Origin of the sequence: Thalassotalea euphylliae (genome assembly GCF_003390335.1) — a bacterium.
Lineage (GTDB): Bacteria > Pseudomonadota > Gammaproteobacteria > Enterobacterales > Alteromonadaceae > Thalassotalea_F > Thalassotalea_F euphylliae_B.
On sequence record NZ_QUOU01000001.1, the window covers coordinates 1,213,583 to 1,229,344 of the forward strand.

Here is a 15,762-nt window from a genome sequence, read left to right on the forward strand (position 1 = left end):
TTTTGTGATATCTACACTATCATTACAAACATTTTTTATTGATTTTCTCACAGAGCGCGGCATAAGCAGTTCGCTAGATGAGATAGATAACTTCAATTTTATGGCATCAGGGTTATTGGACTCCTTTGAACTATTAAGCATGTTTATTCAGTTAGAAATGAGCTTTGGTATTAAATTGACACCGGAAGAGATCAGTGACGAGGCTAATGCTGATGTCTGCGGTTTAGTTAACACGCTATTGGCTAAGGCTCAATGATAAATTTTGCAATCAGGGTGGCTAGCCAGCAAGGCATCGGCCACCTAATGCGAATGAAGTGGCTCGCTCATGCACTCATTCAGCGAGGCTGTCAGGTTATTTTTATTCTTGATGAGTGCACTCAAGCAAGTTGGCAGAATATTACCGATGTCGCGGAGCAGCTTTACTTTGTCAATATAGGAAATAGTCGTTATAGCCAGCATTCGGATGCTTTTTTTACCAATGAAATATTGGTAAAGCATCAATGTCAGCGGCTGATCATTGACAGCTACCAGTTGGGAGTCGAATATGAACGAGCCATCGACAAGCAAGTGAATATTACGGTTTTTGATGACTTAGCTCGCGAGCATCATTGTCATCAATTGTTTGATATGAAGTGGTGTGCTGAGCACACAGATAAGCGTTATAAAGATAAGTTACCTGATGAGTGTCAACGTTATTTAGGGCCTGCATTTGCTTTATTAGCGCCGGGTTATCGCCAACAGAATTTCAACACTAAAAGTCGCGGTGTGCACAGTAATCACACTATTCGTCAAACAATTCACCCAAGCGCTAGCAAAAATCAAAATTTGTTGATTTCACTTGGTGGTGGTGGTGACTTGTCACTGTTAGAGCCGTTTATTTATCACTTGGTTGAGCGAGCGCCTGCGTTACAAATTAACTTGGTTGTTGGCCCTCAAGCCATTAATCATCAAAGTGTTGAGTGTGTTGCTGCGGAACATACGAATTTAACGTTAATCAATCACCCTAAATCGCTTATTTCCTATTACGAACAGGCTGATCTGTTCGTTGGGGCGCTCGGTACTTCTTTGTACGAATTAGCAGCGTGTCAGCTACCTGCGATAACCTTTAGCATTGCTGACAATCAAGAAAATGATATTTTGGCACTTGAAGATCTCGGTCATTATTTTCATTTGGATAGCTATTACGCTGCGCAAGGTGAAAAGCTCGCTGCTCTTACTCAGTTGGTACTACAGCAATTGCCCAGAGTGAATACACTTCGAACATCGGCAAAATTGACCGTAGATGGTTGCGGAGCTGAGCGAGTGGCTGAAGTTTTGCTCGCGCCGAACTCAGCACAGCATGAACTGACACGCGATCACGTTAAATACGATAAAGATCAATTAGAAAGTAATAAAAAACAAGCCTCTAGAGGCTACAGTAGCGAGCCTCTGACTGACAAAGTTGCGATTCGGCAGGTTGATGATCAAGATATTAATCGCTATTTGAACGCTCGAAATCTACCTGTTAATGCGCAACGTATGACAATCAACGAAGAAATACCGCGCCTGTCACATTATCACTGGTGGTTTACGACTGATCGCGTTTCCTATTTATTGTCAGAAAACGGGCAGGACAGACTTTATATTTGGGATAGTAAACAACAAATAAATGGGCAAGATTACTTATACGGTGGTTGGTTTACCGCAGCTGGAGAAGTACCGTTTAATTTGGCAATGCTGGCGTTAAAGTGGCAGTTATCTCGCAGTAAGACCGAACACACCGCAACTTGGTTGGCCGTTATTCATAAAGAGAACAAGTTTGTGAATTTACTTAACCAATATATGGGCTTCAAAGAGACAAGGTGCGAGCAGGCGATAGCGGCGACACAAGTACTATTTCCTTGTGCAACGGCTGCCCAATTTAACTATGTTAGCCTCGCCTGTAAGGATATTCATCTTTGAGTACTATTTATCAATTAGTTAACCAACATCGACTGAACACCCCCACGAAAACCGCAATTACTTATCAAGGTCTAACGACTAGCTATCAATCGCTGCTTGATGACGTTGATGCTTTCACCAACGGCCTGCTCTCAATTGGGATTAAGCGAGGTAGTAAGGTCGCATTGTTTTGTGGTAACAATACTGAGTTCGTCATTGCGCTTTTGGCAGCGGCCAAATTGGGCGCTGCGATAGCACCATTGCCACTGACATTGAAAGGAAAGGCTCTAGCGACAGCGCTGACAACAATTGATTGCGAATACGTTATTGCTTGGCAACATATCAGCCAGCTATTGCTTTCTCAATCGTTAATCTCAAACAAGCATTTGGTGACGATTGGCAGTAAAGCGGCAAACGAGCATAGCTTTACTGAACTAATGGAAAGCGACATAAAGCCTCTTTTGGGTAATGATGAGGTATCTGCTGATGACGATTTTATTTATACGTTAACCTCTGGGTCTACAGGGGTGCCTAAACCGATAGTCTTTAGTCAACAAACCAAAATCAATCGTGCATTTGGAGCGACGGTCGATTATTACCAGCTAAGCGCCGAAGATGTCGTATTAGTGGCTACGCCGCTGTATCACTCCCTAGCTCAGCGCTCAGTGTTAATGCCACTTATGCTTGGCGCTAGCGCAGTTCTCCTACCAAAATTTTCTGTGCCTGCTTGGTTATCTGCTGTAGAGCAACAACAAGTATCCTTTCTGTTTGCCGTTGCCAGTCAATTGACGGCTTTGTTGCCTGAGTTGGATAAAGCAAAGCTAAGCTCTGTGCGCGTGATGGTTTCATCGTCAGCAACGCTATCAGCCGAAGACAAACAATTGCTCCTCGATAAGCTAGATTGTCAATTTCATGAGTGTTACGGCGCATCGGAGCTTGGTGTTGTCACTGATTTTGATATTACATTTAAAAATCAACCGCTTGCTAGTGTTGGCAAAGCACTACCTTTCGTTGATATCAAAGTGACTGATGAGCAGCGAAAAGAGTTGCCTACAGGTCAGGTAGGGGAAATTGTGTGCCGCTCTTCAACTTGTTTTAAAGGGTATTACAAGCTTCCTCTGCAAACCGCCGAAAGTTTGGATGAACAAGGTTACTTTTACACTGGCGACTTAGGTTATCTTGATGAGGCTGGTTACTTATACTATGTCGGCAGGAAAAAAGAAGTTATCTCTTCTGGTGGCATAAACGTTTATCCCAGCGACATTGAGTCAGTTATTAAAACTCACCCTTTGGTTAGTGAGTGCGTAGCGTTCGGAGTTCCCGATAAAAAGTTCGGCGAGATGATTAAAGTGGTTTTTGAAACACTAGATAAAACGACATGCATTAATGAGATGGAGCTTCGAAAGCTCTGTTTTGAGCAATTAACAGATTACCAACAACCTAAGTATATTCTTCAAGTTGAACACTTAGAACGTAATAATTTAGGTAAGCTTTTGAGAAACAATATTAAATTAGCGTACCAAGCATCAGAAGACGAGCGTTAAATGTGTATGCAGCGAATTAATTATTCAACATTTAACACCTAAACCAAATTCAATTTAGCTCAGGTTGGCTTGGCTTAGCTTAATCTAGCGGCGAACTACCGAGATGTAGCTAACTCTAATTAGCCTGAGTTTACTTACAAGGCAATCGGCGAGTAATTGACGTTGCCTATTCCAGCCCTTAGCTGCCAGCCCAGTTTACTTGATGCTTAGCGATATTTTCCCACTCACCTGAAGTATCTGACGCTTGTGCCGCAGCAAATAATGCCAAGCCCTGAGTTGCATGGTCTAAGCCATAAACATAGGGAGAGTCATAGGATTCATTTCGTTTGAAAGCTGATAGGCTATCGGCAATATCCGCATAAAGGTTAGCAAATGCTTCTACAAAACCTGTTGGGTGTCCCGGCTTCATGCGGTTGTAACGGAACTCATTGGCCACTATGCACTGAGTTGCGCGATCAATAATTTTTCGAGTACCATCGTTATAGCTAATGTCTAATTCATCTGGGTTAAGCTGATACCAGCTTGCACTGCCGAGTTCACCATAAACTCTTACTTGTAGACCATTTCTATGACCTATTGCGGTTTTCGACATCCACATGCTGCCCTTAATGTCATTTGGGTATTTAAGCAACATATTTACGTCATCAATGAGCCTGTCGTATTGAGAGTGATTGGCGAACTGAGCAACGGTAGCGATAGGTTCGTGGCCGATAAGTAGGCTGGATAGGTGGTGTAAATGAACGCCAAGGTCTAAACAGATTGTCGGCACCTCTTCATCGTGTAAACGCCACGCTTGAGGTTGTGCTGCTTTGCCCGCAATATCCGGTGGTCTGCGAAATCCCTCTTGTGGCATTTCTAAGTGAATTTTCTGTATTTTACCCAGCTCACCTTGGGCAATACGCTGTTGTAACTCGCGAACCATAGGATAACCGCTGTAATTATAGGTCACGGCAAGAAATTGTTTTTCAGGATCGTAAATTTTACCTAGCACTGCTGCCTCTTTCGGGCCGCAAACGAGTGATTTTTCACAAATTACATTGGCACCAGCGTTAAGCAGGACTTCGAGCATTGGCAAATGATCAGGTGTTGGTGTTAATAGAACAAAAGCGTCAACTTTGTCTTGCTCATTTTCAATTAATACTTGCCAATCATTATAGGTACGCTCAAGGCTCACCCCCCATTGTCTTGCCGTAGCTTGATTGTGCTCAACGTCACGACAAAAAGCGCCTGCCACCACTTGAAAACGGTTATCCATTTGGCTGGCACAAAAGTGCACATAGCCAACAACGGAAGTTTCACCACCGCCGATAAAGGCAAGCTGAAGTGGTGTAGTTGATGAGTTTGTCATCTTGTTTTAATTCCTGTGGTCTGTCGACAAAAGTGAGTCGCATAAGTTGAATTTGCAATTTTCACACTTTGACAAGCGCAAGGCCTTTTATTCAAAGCATTTAGTCTAAAGTAATTAGCCAAAAGCACTTAGCTTAATAGCTTTTTTACAGTTTCGATAATTTGAGTTTGACTTACCTTGTCAAGGCCAGGAAATAGAGGGAGCGAGATACAAGTTTGATAGTATTGCTCGGCAACAGGGAAGTCTCCTTGGCGATAACCAAGCTGTTGAAAGTAGGGCTGTAAATGAATCGGGATATAGTGAATCTGGCAGCCAATATCTTGTGCTCGTAAAGTATTAAACAATGCGTCTCTGTCTAATTTGGACTTTGATTCAACTTGGCACAACATCAAGTGATAAGCACTCAGTGTCAGGTCGTTTTGCTGCTGACATTTTATTGGGAGGCCTGCAAAGGCGTTACGATAGTTTTGCGCCAATGCATTTCGCTGCGCGACAAAATCATCAAGTTTATTTAGTTGACTCAAACCTAATGCCGCATGTAAATCACTCATTCGGTAATTAAAGCCGAGTAGCTGCTGCTCATAGCGCCAAGGCTCGTTTGGCGAGAACTGTTGGAATTGCGTTGTATCTTTGGTAATGCCGTGTGAGCGGTACATTTCCATTTTATGCGCTAACGTTTCACAGTTGGTAAGCGCCATGCCACCTTCTGCGCTGGTAATGACTTTAACGGGGTGAAAACTAAAGACGCAAATATCACTGAACTGACAATTACCGACAGGTGTGTATTGATATGCACCGCCAATAGCGTGACTGGCATCTTCAATTATTTTGACTTGGTATTGACGAGCAAGCGCGCCAATTTTCGCCATATCACAACTCAAACCTGCCATATGAACGACAATAATAGCCTTTGGAAGCTTACCCTGTATCTTTGCGAGCGCTAATTTCTCTGCTAAAGCGCTGGTCGACATATTGGCGGTATTGCGTTCGATATCAACAAAATCAATGTCTGCGCCGCAATATAAGGCACAGTTTGCCGATGCAACAAAAGAAATTGGGCTCGTCCAAACGATATCACCTTGGCCAATATCTAAGGCTAAGCAAGCAATGTGCAAAGCAGATGTCGCGCTATTGGTTGCTAAGGCGAACTTAGCTTGGCATTTTCCCGCAACAGCTTGCTCGAAGCGATTAACGATTGGCCCTTGGGTGAGAAAGTCGGATTTTAAAACATTAACAACGGCGTCAATATCTTGCTCGGTAATTTGCTGCTTACCGTAAGGGATCATAAACAGGCCTGTGAGTTGAAGGCTTGTATCTGTTCAATACTCATAAAATCTGGGTTGTCTCTCGAGCTGTATTCAAAGCCGTGCTCAACCGGTTTACCATGCTCGCCAATGGCATTAACGGTAAAGTCGTTACTGCGACTAGAAAAAATAATCGTTGGTGCAATGACAAAATGATCGCTGTATTCATAAGTATGATATGAATCATCAGCAGGACACATAATTTCGTGCAACTTTTCACCGGGGCGAATGCCAATTTCTTTTTGTGGCATTGAAGGGTCAAGAGCTGTTGCTAAGTCAGGAATTCTAATTGATGGAATTTTAGGGACAAATATTTCGCCGCCTAGCATACGCTCGAAATTCTTTAAAACAAAGTCGACACCTTGCTGCAAGCTGATCCAAAAGCGGGTCATCTGATTGTGCGTGATAGGCAAGTGTTCAGTGCCTTCTGCGATTAACTTCTGGAAGAAAGGTAAAACAGAGCCACGGGAGCCAACCACGTTACCATAGCGAACTACTGAGAAGAGCGTTTTTTGATCACCCGAGATATTGTTGGCGGCAACGAATAACTTGTCAGAGGCAAGCTTAGTGGCACCGTATAGATTGATAGGGTTAGCGGCTTTATCAGTCGACAAGGCAATCACTTTTTCTACTTTGTTGTCGAGTGCTGCCTCAATGACATTTTCAGCGCCATCAATGTTGGTTTTAATACACTCCATTGGGTTGTATTCTGCCGCAGGTACTTGTTTTAATGCTGCTGCGTGAATCACATAATCAACCCCACGCATTGCGCGACGCAATCGATTTTGATCTCTTACGTCACCAATAAAGTAGCGCATACAGTCATCGTTGAAAACTTGCTGCATTTCGAACTGTTTTAGCTCATCACGTGAGTAGATGATAATCTTTTTAGGTTTATAGCGAGACAGCAGAGTTTGAACATATTTTTTACCAAACGAGCCTGTGCCACCCGTAATTAAAATACTCTTGTTGTCAAACATTCGAACGCCCTTTAACACTGATTCTCAAAGAGAAAGCAAATAATATTCCCAAAATACCAAATTCACTGTGAGAAGAGAATAACTATATGAATCAACAGCACTGATTGTTCAAATAAGCTGCTAAGCATAGTGTTTTTAACCTGAGTGACGTATTTTTGACTAACTAAGCGTCAATTTTTTGTTGCTTATTTTAATGACCTCGTTAGAATCGATGCATCATTATTATAAGTGGCAGTACAAATACTTATGCATGGTCAAAAGCAAATTCTTGTCGTCGATAACGACGTGACAAGACGGCAGCAAATTGAAACGGTTCTTGCCTTTGTTGGCGAGCATTTTTTATCTTGCGCTGAAGATGAACTGATTAACGTTTTTAAGCAAACGGCTAATGTGTTAACCGTGATTTTTGCCGGTAATGTTTCACACTCGTCTGCACAGTTGATCGCTAATAATCCGCGCTGCCCATTTGTGCTGCATGATGTGTTGGATCAAAACGCGGTTGCTAGTTACGCCAACGTCATTGGCGAGCTTTCTGTACCGCTAAATTATGCGCAGTTAACTGAGCAGATTCACCATTGCCATCAATACCACAACAAACTGCCGACCAAAGGTCAATCGAAACCTGGCAGCACTAAGCTGTTTCGCTCACTTATTGGTGTGAGTAAGCCGATGCAGCAAGTACGGTTCTTAATTGAACAAGTAGCGCCTACTGCGGCGAACGTGCTGGTACTGGGTGAGTCGGGTACAGGTAAAGAAGTGGTTGCTCGCAACATTCACAATTTATCTGAGCGTGCTAATGCGCCGTTTGTACCCGTAAACTGTGGGGCGATTCCGGGAGAATTACTTGAAAGTGAGCTTTTTGGTCATGAAAAGGGCGCTTTTACGGGGGCGATTTCAAGCCGAAAAGGGCGTTTTGAATTAGCGGAAGGCGGTACGCTATTTCTTGATGAAATTGGCGATATGCCACAGCCAATGCAAGTCAAACTGTTACGCGTACTCCAAGAGCGCACGTTTGAGCGTGTTGGGGGGAGTAAAAGCATTAAGGCCAATGTGCGTGTTATTGCCGCAACTCATCAAAACCTTGAAAATATGATCAAAACGGGCGATTTCCGTGAAGATTTATTTTATCGCCTCAATGTTTTCCCGATTGAAACCCCGGCACTGCGCGAGCGCAAAGAAGATGTGCCATTACTGTTACAAGAGCTAATCTCGCGTTTTGAAGCTGAGCAAAGTGGTAGTGTTCGCTTTACCGAGAAAGCGATTGAGTCACTCATGGAACACCCGTGGGCGGGCAACGTCCGCGAGCTTTCGAATCTTATCGAGCGCATGATTATCATGTATGGCGATCAAGTGGTTAACGTTAGTGAACTGCCAACTAAGTATCAGCATATCGACGTTGAAGAATACGAACCCGAATACCCGGAAGAGTTACAAGAACGCGAAGCAATTAATGAGCTTTTTGCCGGTTTCGATTATGACGATGATGATGTGCTTGACGAGAATGAAGCTCAAAGCTTAGTTAGTGAAGAGGCTGCTCAAGAGGGGAATGCTGCCAATGTTGGCGTGCTACCAAGTGAAGGTATCAACCTGAAAGAGTACCTTGCTGATCTGGAAGTCTCTTTAATTAATCAAGCATTAGCGCAGCACCAAGGGGTCGTCGCGAGAGCCGCTGAACTGCTGGGTATGAGACGTACAACACTCGTTGAGAAGATGAAAAAATACGACTTACAGAAAGACAAGTAGGCTAAGTTAGTTGGTTAAGTAAGTTAGTTGTTTAAACGACATAAAATATAAGAGGGTGAGCTGATTAAAATCAGCTCACCCTTTTCAGTATTTGTAGATAAATCGGCGAGTGTTTAAGATAACGGTACGTGGTGAACAATGCCAGCCATACCGTCATTTTTTGCCGCTAAAATTGCTTCAGCTACCACTTCGTGATTCACATCTTCGGCTTCGTTAAGCAAGCTTTGTTCTTCAATCATAATATTGTCCCAGCCTTTTTTCATCATGTACTCTTCAATTGACGCTAGTTGCTCGTCAAGGCTTTCATTCTGGGTGAATAGACTAAAGCTGTAGCGTTTACCTTTAACGAAGCTACTGCTGTTTTCTGCATGGTTTGATTCTGCACTTCCACCAAGTACTAACATATAAATACCTTACTTTTATCCAAAAAATTGTCGTTATTGAGACAATGACTTGCAAGCACGTAAGATGCCAACTTTGCTTTACTAGTTATACTTATAATTTTAATGCTTTTATTTGTATTGTTGTGTATGCCTTGAGCGAAATTGACGGTTTAACTTTGTCTAGCTGTAAGCCGCTGACAGAAATTTGGCATCTCAGCTTTTTGTGGTTTAACTACTTGAATATTAAGGTGTATTTGTTATTGGCATTATTAGTGCTTTAGCCTTGCCATCTAGCTTATTTTATCGTTTTGTTAGTGTTTCGAAGCCGATGCCTTGAAACGGATGCCAAGCACGGCATCTTATTCGCACAGCACAAGGTATTCGCAAACATCAAATAAAGCGGGGCTTATCAAGCATTGAGGAAGTATTATGGCGACAGCACTGAATTCACATGTTGACATTAGCACAGCTAATAACATTTTGAACCAAGGTGGCTTTGCATTTGAAGATCATCAAGCGGGCACTATTCGAAGTGTTAGTAGCCAGGATGGTTTAGGCAAAGAAGCATACGTTGGTGAGTTAGCGTATTTACGTCAGCAAAGTAGCCAGCTAAGTCAGCTTATTGATGTTATGCCGACAGGCGTGATAATTCTCGACGGCAATGGCATTGTCGTGCGTGTTAACGAGTTTGCAAAACAGCTGCTTGATGAGCCAATTTTGGGGCAGGCTTGGTTTGATGTCATTAAGCGCTCGTTTAAACCGCGTGCCGATGACTGGCATGAGGTTTCCTTAAAAGACGGGCGCCGCGTAAAACTTGAAATCAGTGCACTTGGTCACCAGCCGGGTCAACTTATTATGATCACTGACTTGACGGAAACCCGTTTACTGCAAGACAAACTGGGCCAATTACAACGTTTGTCTTCGCTGGGGCGCATGGTGTCAAAATTAGCACATCAAATTCGCACACCTTTGTCTGCCGCGATGCTATACGGTGCAAACCTCGCTAACGAAAATTTGCCTGAAACCTCTAAATCAGGATTTCAAGAAAAGCTCATGTCTCGCCTTACCGATTTAGAGCAGCAAGTTAACGATATGCTACTGTTTGCCAAAAGTGGCAACCAACAAGTGGTCACGACATTAACTGTTAATGATCTTGTTGAGAAATCAGTGGCGGCGATGGAAGCGCTCATCAATAAGTCAAACAGTGAAGTGATCTTGAACTTAACCAATACTCATTGTCAGGTACTAGGTAATGAAAGTGCGCTATCTGGCGCTTTGCAAAACCTTATTCACAACAGTTTAGAAGTCATCAAGCACAACGCAAAAATCGTATTGTCGGTTGAAGCACATGAGCAACATGTGTTTATCAGTGTCAAAGATAACGGCCAGGGGATTGACCCAGCACTCGCCGAAAAAATCTTCGAACCTTTCTTTACGTCGCGTGCGCAAGGTACTGGCCTAGGGTTAGCGGTGGTCAAATCGGTCGCAAATGCCCATCAAGGTGATGTCAAACTGATCAGTGGCTCGAATGAAGGGGCGAACTTTTGTATTAAGTTACCACTGCTAGTGGGTGGTAATCACACTTCAACTCACAGCTCAACTTACACCTCAACTCACACCTCAACTCACACCTCAATTAAAAAGCAGTATAACGCGACAGAAGCAGATTTAACGCAGCAGTTTCAGGAGGCTAACCATGGTTAATAGTAAGGTTAATAGTAAAATTCTCGTTGTCGAAGATGACGCAGGTTTACGTGAAGCACTTGTTGATACTTTATTATTGGCTGGGTACGAATGCCTCGAAGCAGACTCTGGTGAACAGGCGTTAATGACACTCAAGCAACAAACGGTTGATTTGATCGTTAGCGATGTGCAGATGGGCGGTATGTCGGGGTTGTCGCTACTGAAAAGTGTCAAAGCGCAGTACCCGAATTTACCGATGTTGCTGATGACGGCGTATGGCACTATTGATGACGCTGTTCAAGCCATGAAAGATGGTGCAAGTAACTACATGTCAAAGCCATTCGCTCCTGAAGTGCTACTCAATATGGTCAGCCAATATGCGCCATTGTCAGCAGTGAGCAAACAAGACCCCATCGTCGCTGATAGCAAAAGTGTTGAATTATTGACGCTGGCGCGAAAAGTGGCGACAACCGATGCCTCTGTAATGGTGCTTGGGCCAAGTGGCTCAGGTAAAGAAGTGCTGGCGCAATACGTTCACAATCACTCGGCGCGTAAAGACGCCCCTTTTGTTGCCATTAACTGCGCCGCGATCCCTGAAAATATGTTGGAAGCGACGCTGTTTGGCTATGAAAAAGGGGCTTTTACGGGCGCGATTTCTGCCTGCCCAGGTAAATTCGAACAAGCACAGGGCGGCACTATATTACTCGATGAAATTACCGAGATGGATTTAGGCTTACAAGCTAAAATTCTGCGGGTTCTGCAAGAGCGGGAAGTCGAGCGTCTTGGCGGTCGTAAAACAATTGCACTCGATGTGCGTGTCATTGCCACCAGTAACCGAGATTTAAAAGACGCTGTGCGCGATGGCGTATTCCGCGAAGATTTATACTATCGCTTAAACGTTTTCCCACTCACTTGGCTGCCATTGGCTGAGCGCCGTGATGATATATTGCCACTGGCAAAGCACTTGGCGCAAATTCACAGCCAGCGCAATGGTCAACCTATGCCTGAGTTTAGTGCCTGTGCGCGCAGTAAAATGTTGGCCTACCAATGGCCAGGCAATGTACGTGAGCTGGATAATGTGATGCAGCGAGCGTTAATTTTACACGCTGAGCAAATGATCAATGCTGGCGATATTCTGATTGAAAACTTTGACACGCAAATTCAAGTGACGAGCGATGTTGAGCAGGAAAAAGAAGAAAAGCTGGGCAATGAGTTAAAACAGCAAGAGCACCAAATTATTTTGGATACCTTGCAAGCGTGCCAAGGTAGCCGCAAGGCTGTTGCCGAGCGACTGGGGATCAGTCCACGGACACTGCGCTATAAAATTGCCAAAATGCGTGATTGTGGTATCGACATTCCGGCTTAATGATCATAATGACTCGTTAGCAGTTAGTCGTTGGTAAAAACTGTTTATGGGGGGCTCGGTTGTTATCGCCGTCATAAGACTCGACGGCGAACATCAAGGTCTAAAGATTCACACCTTAATTATTCCACCTGTCACGCTAGGTTTATTCCATCGCCTAGTGTGACATCCTCTTTTTATTCCCTTAAACCTTTCATTAATGTCATAATAAACAAGTGGTTATCGCTTAGTTAAAAAGGCTGTGTTCATTGGCACTATGCTTGCTTTACAAGGTAAGTAAGTGGTTGGTGATATAAACAACAGTTTTTTGACAGAGGTGAATCGTCATGGATATCAAAGCAAATTCTTTATTGGCACAAATGCAAGCTATGTCTGTAGAAGCAACAGGCAATCGCGCCATGCCAATGGAGTCAATGCAGAAGGTCAACTCCTCGTCATCTGATTTTGGCAATGTGTTTAAACAAGCGATAGACACAGTGAACGGTTTACAGCAAGATGCAGGGCAAAAGCGCACGGCTTTTGAAATGGGTGACGATCGCGTGACCTTAGCCGAAACCATGATTGCTGCGCAAAAATCGAGCGTTGCATTTGAAGCAACAGTACAAGTTCGAAATAAGTTTGTCGAAGCCTATAAAGAAATCATGAGTATGCCAGTATAATGCGCGCTGAATTTGCAAAACGCATTCACAAAGTCAATTAGCGGAGAAGTAGAGTGGCTGACAATAATTCAACAGCAATGGCAACTACAGATGGCTCAGATCTGGTCGCACAAGACAACGATTTAGTCGAAGAGCAGAAGTCTGGGTTTGCCGCGTCGCTTGGTAATGTCGACGTACTGCGTCAGTTGACTTTGATCATGGCATTGGCGATTTGTTTAGCGATTGCCGTGTTTGTAATTATGTGGGCCAATCAGCCGGAATACCGCATTTTATCAAAGCTGCCGACACAACAACTGATTGAAACCATGGATTTTCTCGATGCCAATCAAGTTGACTACAAACAAGCGAATAACACTATCTCTGTACCAGCCGACGAATACCAAGACATTAAATTATTACTTGCTCGCCAAGGCTTAACCGATGAGCCGTCTGAAGGTACAGACATCATCATGAAAGACATGGGCTTTGGGGTCAGCCAACGACTTGAAAGCGAACGCTTAAAACACAGCCGCGAAAAACAGCTTGCTTATACCATTGAACAACTGCAATCTATCCAACGCGCGAAAGTCTTATTGGCAATCCCTCGTGAAAACGTTTTCGCGCGTAAACAAAAATCACCCTCTGCGACCGTTGTTTTAACCTTGGCCCGTGGCCGCGTCTTGTCAGAAGAAGAAGTTGACTCTGTGGTCGATATTATCGCCTCCGCAGTACAAGGCATGTCGCCAAATCGGGTCACGGTAACCGATCAAAACGGCCGCTTGCTCAACTCTGGTAGTCAAGATTCTGTCTCTTCACGTTCGCGCAAAGAGTTTGAAATCGAGCAAAAGCGCGAAACCGAATACATGGAGAAGATTGACTCCATCCTCATTCCTGTGGTGGGCTTAGGTAATTACACCGCGCAAGTTGACGTGACCATGGATTTCACCAACACTGAAGAAACGTCACGCCGTTACAACCCAGATTTACCCGCGCTGCGCAGTGAAATGCAAGTCGAAGACACGTCGATTGGCGGTTCATTGGGGGGGATTCCCGGGGCGCTAACAAACCAGCCGCCACTAGCCTCTGATATTCCTGAAAATGCGACCGGTAATGGTGACCAACCCGTAGCGCCATCGCGCAAACATTCTGAGTCAACGAAAAACTACGAGCTTGACGAGTCAATCAGCTACGTTAAACAACAAACGGGGGTTATTCGTCGCATCAGTGTATCGGTTGCGCTTGATTATATTTCATCAACCAATGCGGAAGGTGAAACTGCTCAAGCCCCTCGCTCGGTGTCAGAGTTAGCGAACATTCGCCGTTTATTGCAAGGCAGTATAGGTTTTGACCTGCAACGTGGTGATACCTTAGAGGTGGTCACACTGCCATTCTCGCGTATTGATTTAGGTGAAGAAGAAGAGGTGCCAATTTACGAACAACCCTGGTTTATGCAGGCGTTAAAATTGGTGATGGGGGCATTAGTGATTATCGTGTTGATTGTGGCTGTGGTTCGCCCAATGCTGAAACGCCTAATCTACCCAGATCAAACACCAGCAGATTACGGCGATAAGTCACTAGACAGTCATGTTGACCTAGGTGATGAAACCATGGATATGCTAACATCAGATTTTGATGCTGAAGCAGTCGGTTTTGCACCTGACGGTAGCTTGCAATTACCTGACTTGCATCGCGATGAAGATATTTTGAAAGCAGTTCGAGCGCTTGTTGCAAACGAGCCAGAGCTGTCATCCCAAGTAGTGAAAAGTTGGTTGAGCGAAGATGAGTGATGAAGGCCAAGAACTAGCCCCCGCTGGCGGTGGTGCTGGTGGTTTTGATGTTGAAAAGCTAGACGGTGCTGAAAAAGCGTCAATTCTACTGTTGAGTTTGTCGGAAGAAGACGCCGCACAAATTCTCAAGCACTTAGAGCCTAAACAAGTACAACAAGTCGGTATGATTATGGCGGGTATGGAAGACTTTACCCAAGAGAAAATCACCGCCGTACACAAGGTGTTTATCAATGAGATTCAAAACTTCTCAACCATAGGTTTCCAAAGTGAAGAATTTGTTCGCAAGGCATTAACTGCGGCGCTTGGTGAAGATAAAGCGGGTAACCTTATCGATCAAATCGTGATGGGCGGTGGTGCGAAAGGCTTAGATTCATTGAAATGGATGGACTCAAAGCAGGTGGCCAACATTATCCGCAATGAGCATCCGCAGATCCAAACCATTGTTTTATCTTACCTAGAGCCTGAGCAGTCAGCAGAAATCATGGGGCAGTTCTCTGAAAAGGTACGCCTAGATCTGATGATGCGCATTGCCAATCTTGAAGAAGTTCAACCGGCAGCATTGCAAGAGTTGAACGAAATCATGGAGAAACAGTTTGCCGGTCAAGCAGGTGCGCAAGCGGCGAAAATGGGCGGCTTGAAAGCAGCTGCCGATATCATGAATTACCTAGACACGAATGTGGAAGGTATGTTGATGGACTCAATTCGCGAGCACGACGAAGAGATGAGCCAACAAATTCAAGATCTGATGTTTGTCTTTGAAAACTTGGCGGATGTTGACGATCGCGGTATTCAAGCAATCCTCAAAGAAGTACAGCAAGACGCACTAATGAAGGCCATCAAAGGTGCCGACGAAGCCTTGAAAGAAAAAATCCTTGGCAATATGTCAAAACGTGCGGCAGAGATGTTGGCAGATGACCTTGAAGCCATGGGACCTGTGCGTATCAGTGAAGTCGAGGCCGCGCAAAAAGAAATTCTTTCTGTCGCTCGTCGATTATCAGACGCGGGTGAAATTATGCTTGGCGGCGGTGGCGGTGGCGATGAATTCTTATAGTCGCGACCCGATGAGTCT

At 44.3% G+C, this 15,762-nt stretch carries 13 protein-coding genes; 9 read left to right on the plus strand and 4 right to left on the minus strand.

Going from position 1 to position 15,762, the window contains the following annotated elements; translation table 11 throughout:
- Nucleotides 1-4 precede the first annotated feature (4 nt).
- From DXX93_RS05400 to DXX93_RS05410, 3 genes are read left to right on the plus strand one after another with little or no spacing between them, the layout of a single operon-like run.
- Nucleotides 5-256 (plus strand): hypothetical protein, encoded by a 252-nt coding sequence (locus DXX93_RS05400; protein WP_116007183.1) that lies wholly within the window; start codon nucleotides 5-7, stop codon nucleotides 254-256.
- The gene (locus DXX93_RS05405) at nucleotides 253-1,941 is read left to right on the plus strand and encodes a pseudaminic acid biosynthesis protein PseG (protein WP_116007184.1); all 1,689 of its coding nucleotides are present in this window, start codon (nucleotides 253-255) and stop codon (nucleotides 1,939-1,941) included. Before DXX93_RS05400 ends, DXX93_RS05405 begins: the two co-directional genes overlap by 4 nt.
- A complete protein-coding gene (locus DXX93_RS05410) occupies nucleotides 1,938-3,464 on the plus strand; it encodes a class I adenylate-forming enzyme family protein (protein WP_116007185.1) in 1,527 nt (508 codons plus the stop codon). Before DXX93_RS05405 ends, DXX93_RS05410 begins: the two co-directional genes overlap by 4 nt.
- Nucleotides 3,465-3,642: 178 nt before the next feature.
- Here the strand turns inward: DXX93_RS05410 and DXX93_RS05415 are convergent, their stop codons facing one another.
- The 3 genes from DXX93_RS05415 to pseB form a co-directional block, all read right to left on the minus strand.
- Nucleotides 3,643-4,812: a Gfo/Idh/MocA family protein gene (locus tag DXX93_RS05415; protein ID WP_116007186.1), complete on the minus strand. Its 1,170-nt coding sequence runs from the start codon at nucleotides 4,810-4,812 to the stop codon at nucleotides 3,643-3,645.
- A gap of 128 nt (nucleotides 4,813-4,940) precedes the next feature.
- Nucleotides 4,941-6,098 (minus strand): UDP-4-amino-4,6-dideoxy-N-acetyl-beta-L-altrosamine transaminase, encoded by a 1,158-nt coding sequence (gene pseC / locus DXX93_RS05420; RefSeq protein WP_116007187.1) that lies wholly within the window; start codon nucleotides 6,096-6,098, stop codon nucleotides 4,941-4,943.
- Nucleotides 6,095-7,096 carry a UDP-N-acetylglucosamine 4,6-dehydratase (inverting) gene (gene pseB / locus DXX93_RS05425; protein ID WP_116007188.1) on the minus strand — a complete coding sequence of 334 codons (1,002 nt, stop codon included), beginning with the start codon at nucleotides 7,094-7,096 and terminating at the stop codon, nucleotides 6,095-6,097. Before pseB ends, pseC begins: the two co-directional genes overlap by 4 nt.
- Nucleotides 7,097-7,342: 246 nt before the next feature.
- On the opposite strand from pseB, the gene DXX93_RS05430 reads away from it, so the two are divergent.
- Nucleotides 7,343-8,839, plus strand: coding sequence for a sigma-54 dependent transcriptional regulator (locus DXX93_RS05430; RefSeq protein WP_116007189.1), 1,497 nt, complete (start codon nucleotides 7,343-7,345; stop codon nucleotides 8,837-8,839).
- Nucleotides 8,840-8,952: 113 nt separating this feature from the next.
- On the opposite strand, the gene DXX93_RS05435 is transcribed toward DXX93_RS05430, so the two are convergent.
- Nucleotides 8,953-9,243, minus strand: a complete 291-nt coding sequence (locus DXX93_RS05435; protein ID WP_116007190.1) for a hypothetical protein — start codon at nucleotides 9,241-9,243, stop codon at nucleotides 8,953-8,955.
- 408 nt (nucleotides 9,244-9,651) lie between these two features.
- Here DXX93_RS05435 and DXX93_RS05440 point away from each other — a divergent pair, with 408 nt between their 5' ends.
- The 5 genes from DXX93_RS05440 (at nucleotide 9,652) to fliG (ending at nucleotide 15,744) form a co-directional block, all read left to right on the plus strand.
- Nucleotides 9,652-10,926, plus strand: a complete 1,275-nt coding sequence (locus tag DXX93_RS05440; protein ID WP_116007191.1) for a sensor histidine kinase — start codon at nucleotides 9,652-9,654, stop codon at nucleotides 10,924-10,926.
- Nucleotides 10,919-12,271 (plus strand): sigma-54-dependent transcriptional regulator, encoded by a 1,353-nt coding sequence (locus DXX93_RS05445; protein ID WP_116007192.1) that lies wholly within the window; start codon nucleotides 10,919-10,921, stop codon nucleotides 12,269-12,271. Before DXX93_RS05440 ends, DXX93_RS05445 begins: the two co-directional genes overlap by 8 nt.
- Nucleotides 12,272-12,594: 323 nt before the next feature.
- A complete protein-coding gene (fliE, locus tag DXX93_RS05450; RefSeq protein WP_116007193.1) occupies nucleotides 12,595-12,927 on the plus strand; it encodes a flagellar hook-basal body complex protein FliE in 333 nt (110 codons plus the stop codon).
- A gap of 53 nt (nucleotides 12,928-12,980) precedes the next feature.
- The gene (gene fliF, locus DXX93_RS05455) at nucleotides 12,981-14,693 is read left to right on the plus strand and encodes a flagellar basal-body MS-ring/collar protein FliF (protein WP_374188924.1); all 1,713 of its coding nucleotides are present in this window, start codon (nucleotides 12,981-12,983) and stop codon (nucleotides 14,691-14,693) included.
- Nucleotides 14,686-15,744, plus strand: coding sequence for a flagellar motor switch protein FliG (gene fliG, locus DXX93_RS05460; RefSeq protein ID WP_116007194.1), 1,059 nt, complete (start codon nucleotides 14,686-14,688; stop codon nucleotides 15,742-15,744). The genes fliF and fliG overlap by 8 nt, the downstream gene beginning before the upstream one ends.
- The last annotated feature ends 18 nt before the right edge of the window (nucleotides 15,745-15,762 follow it).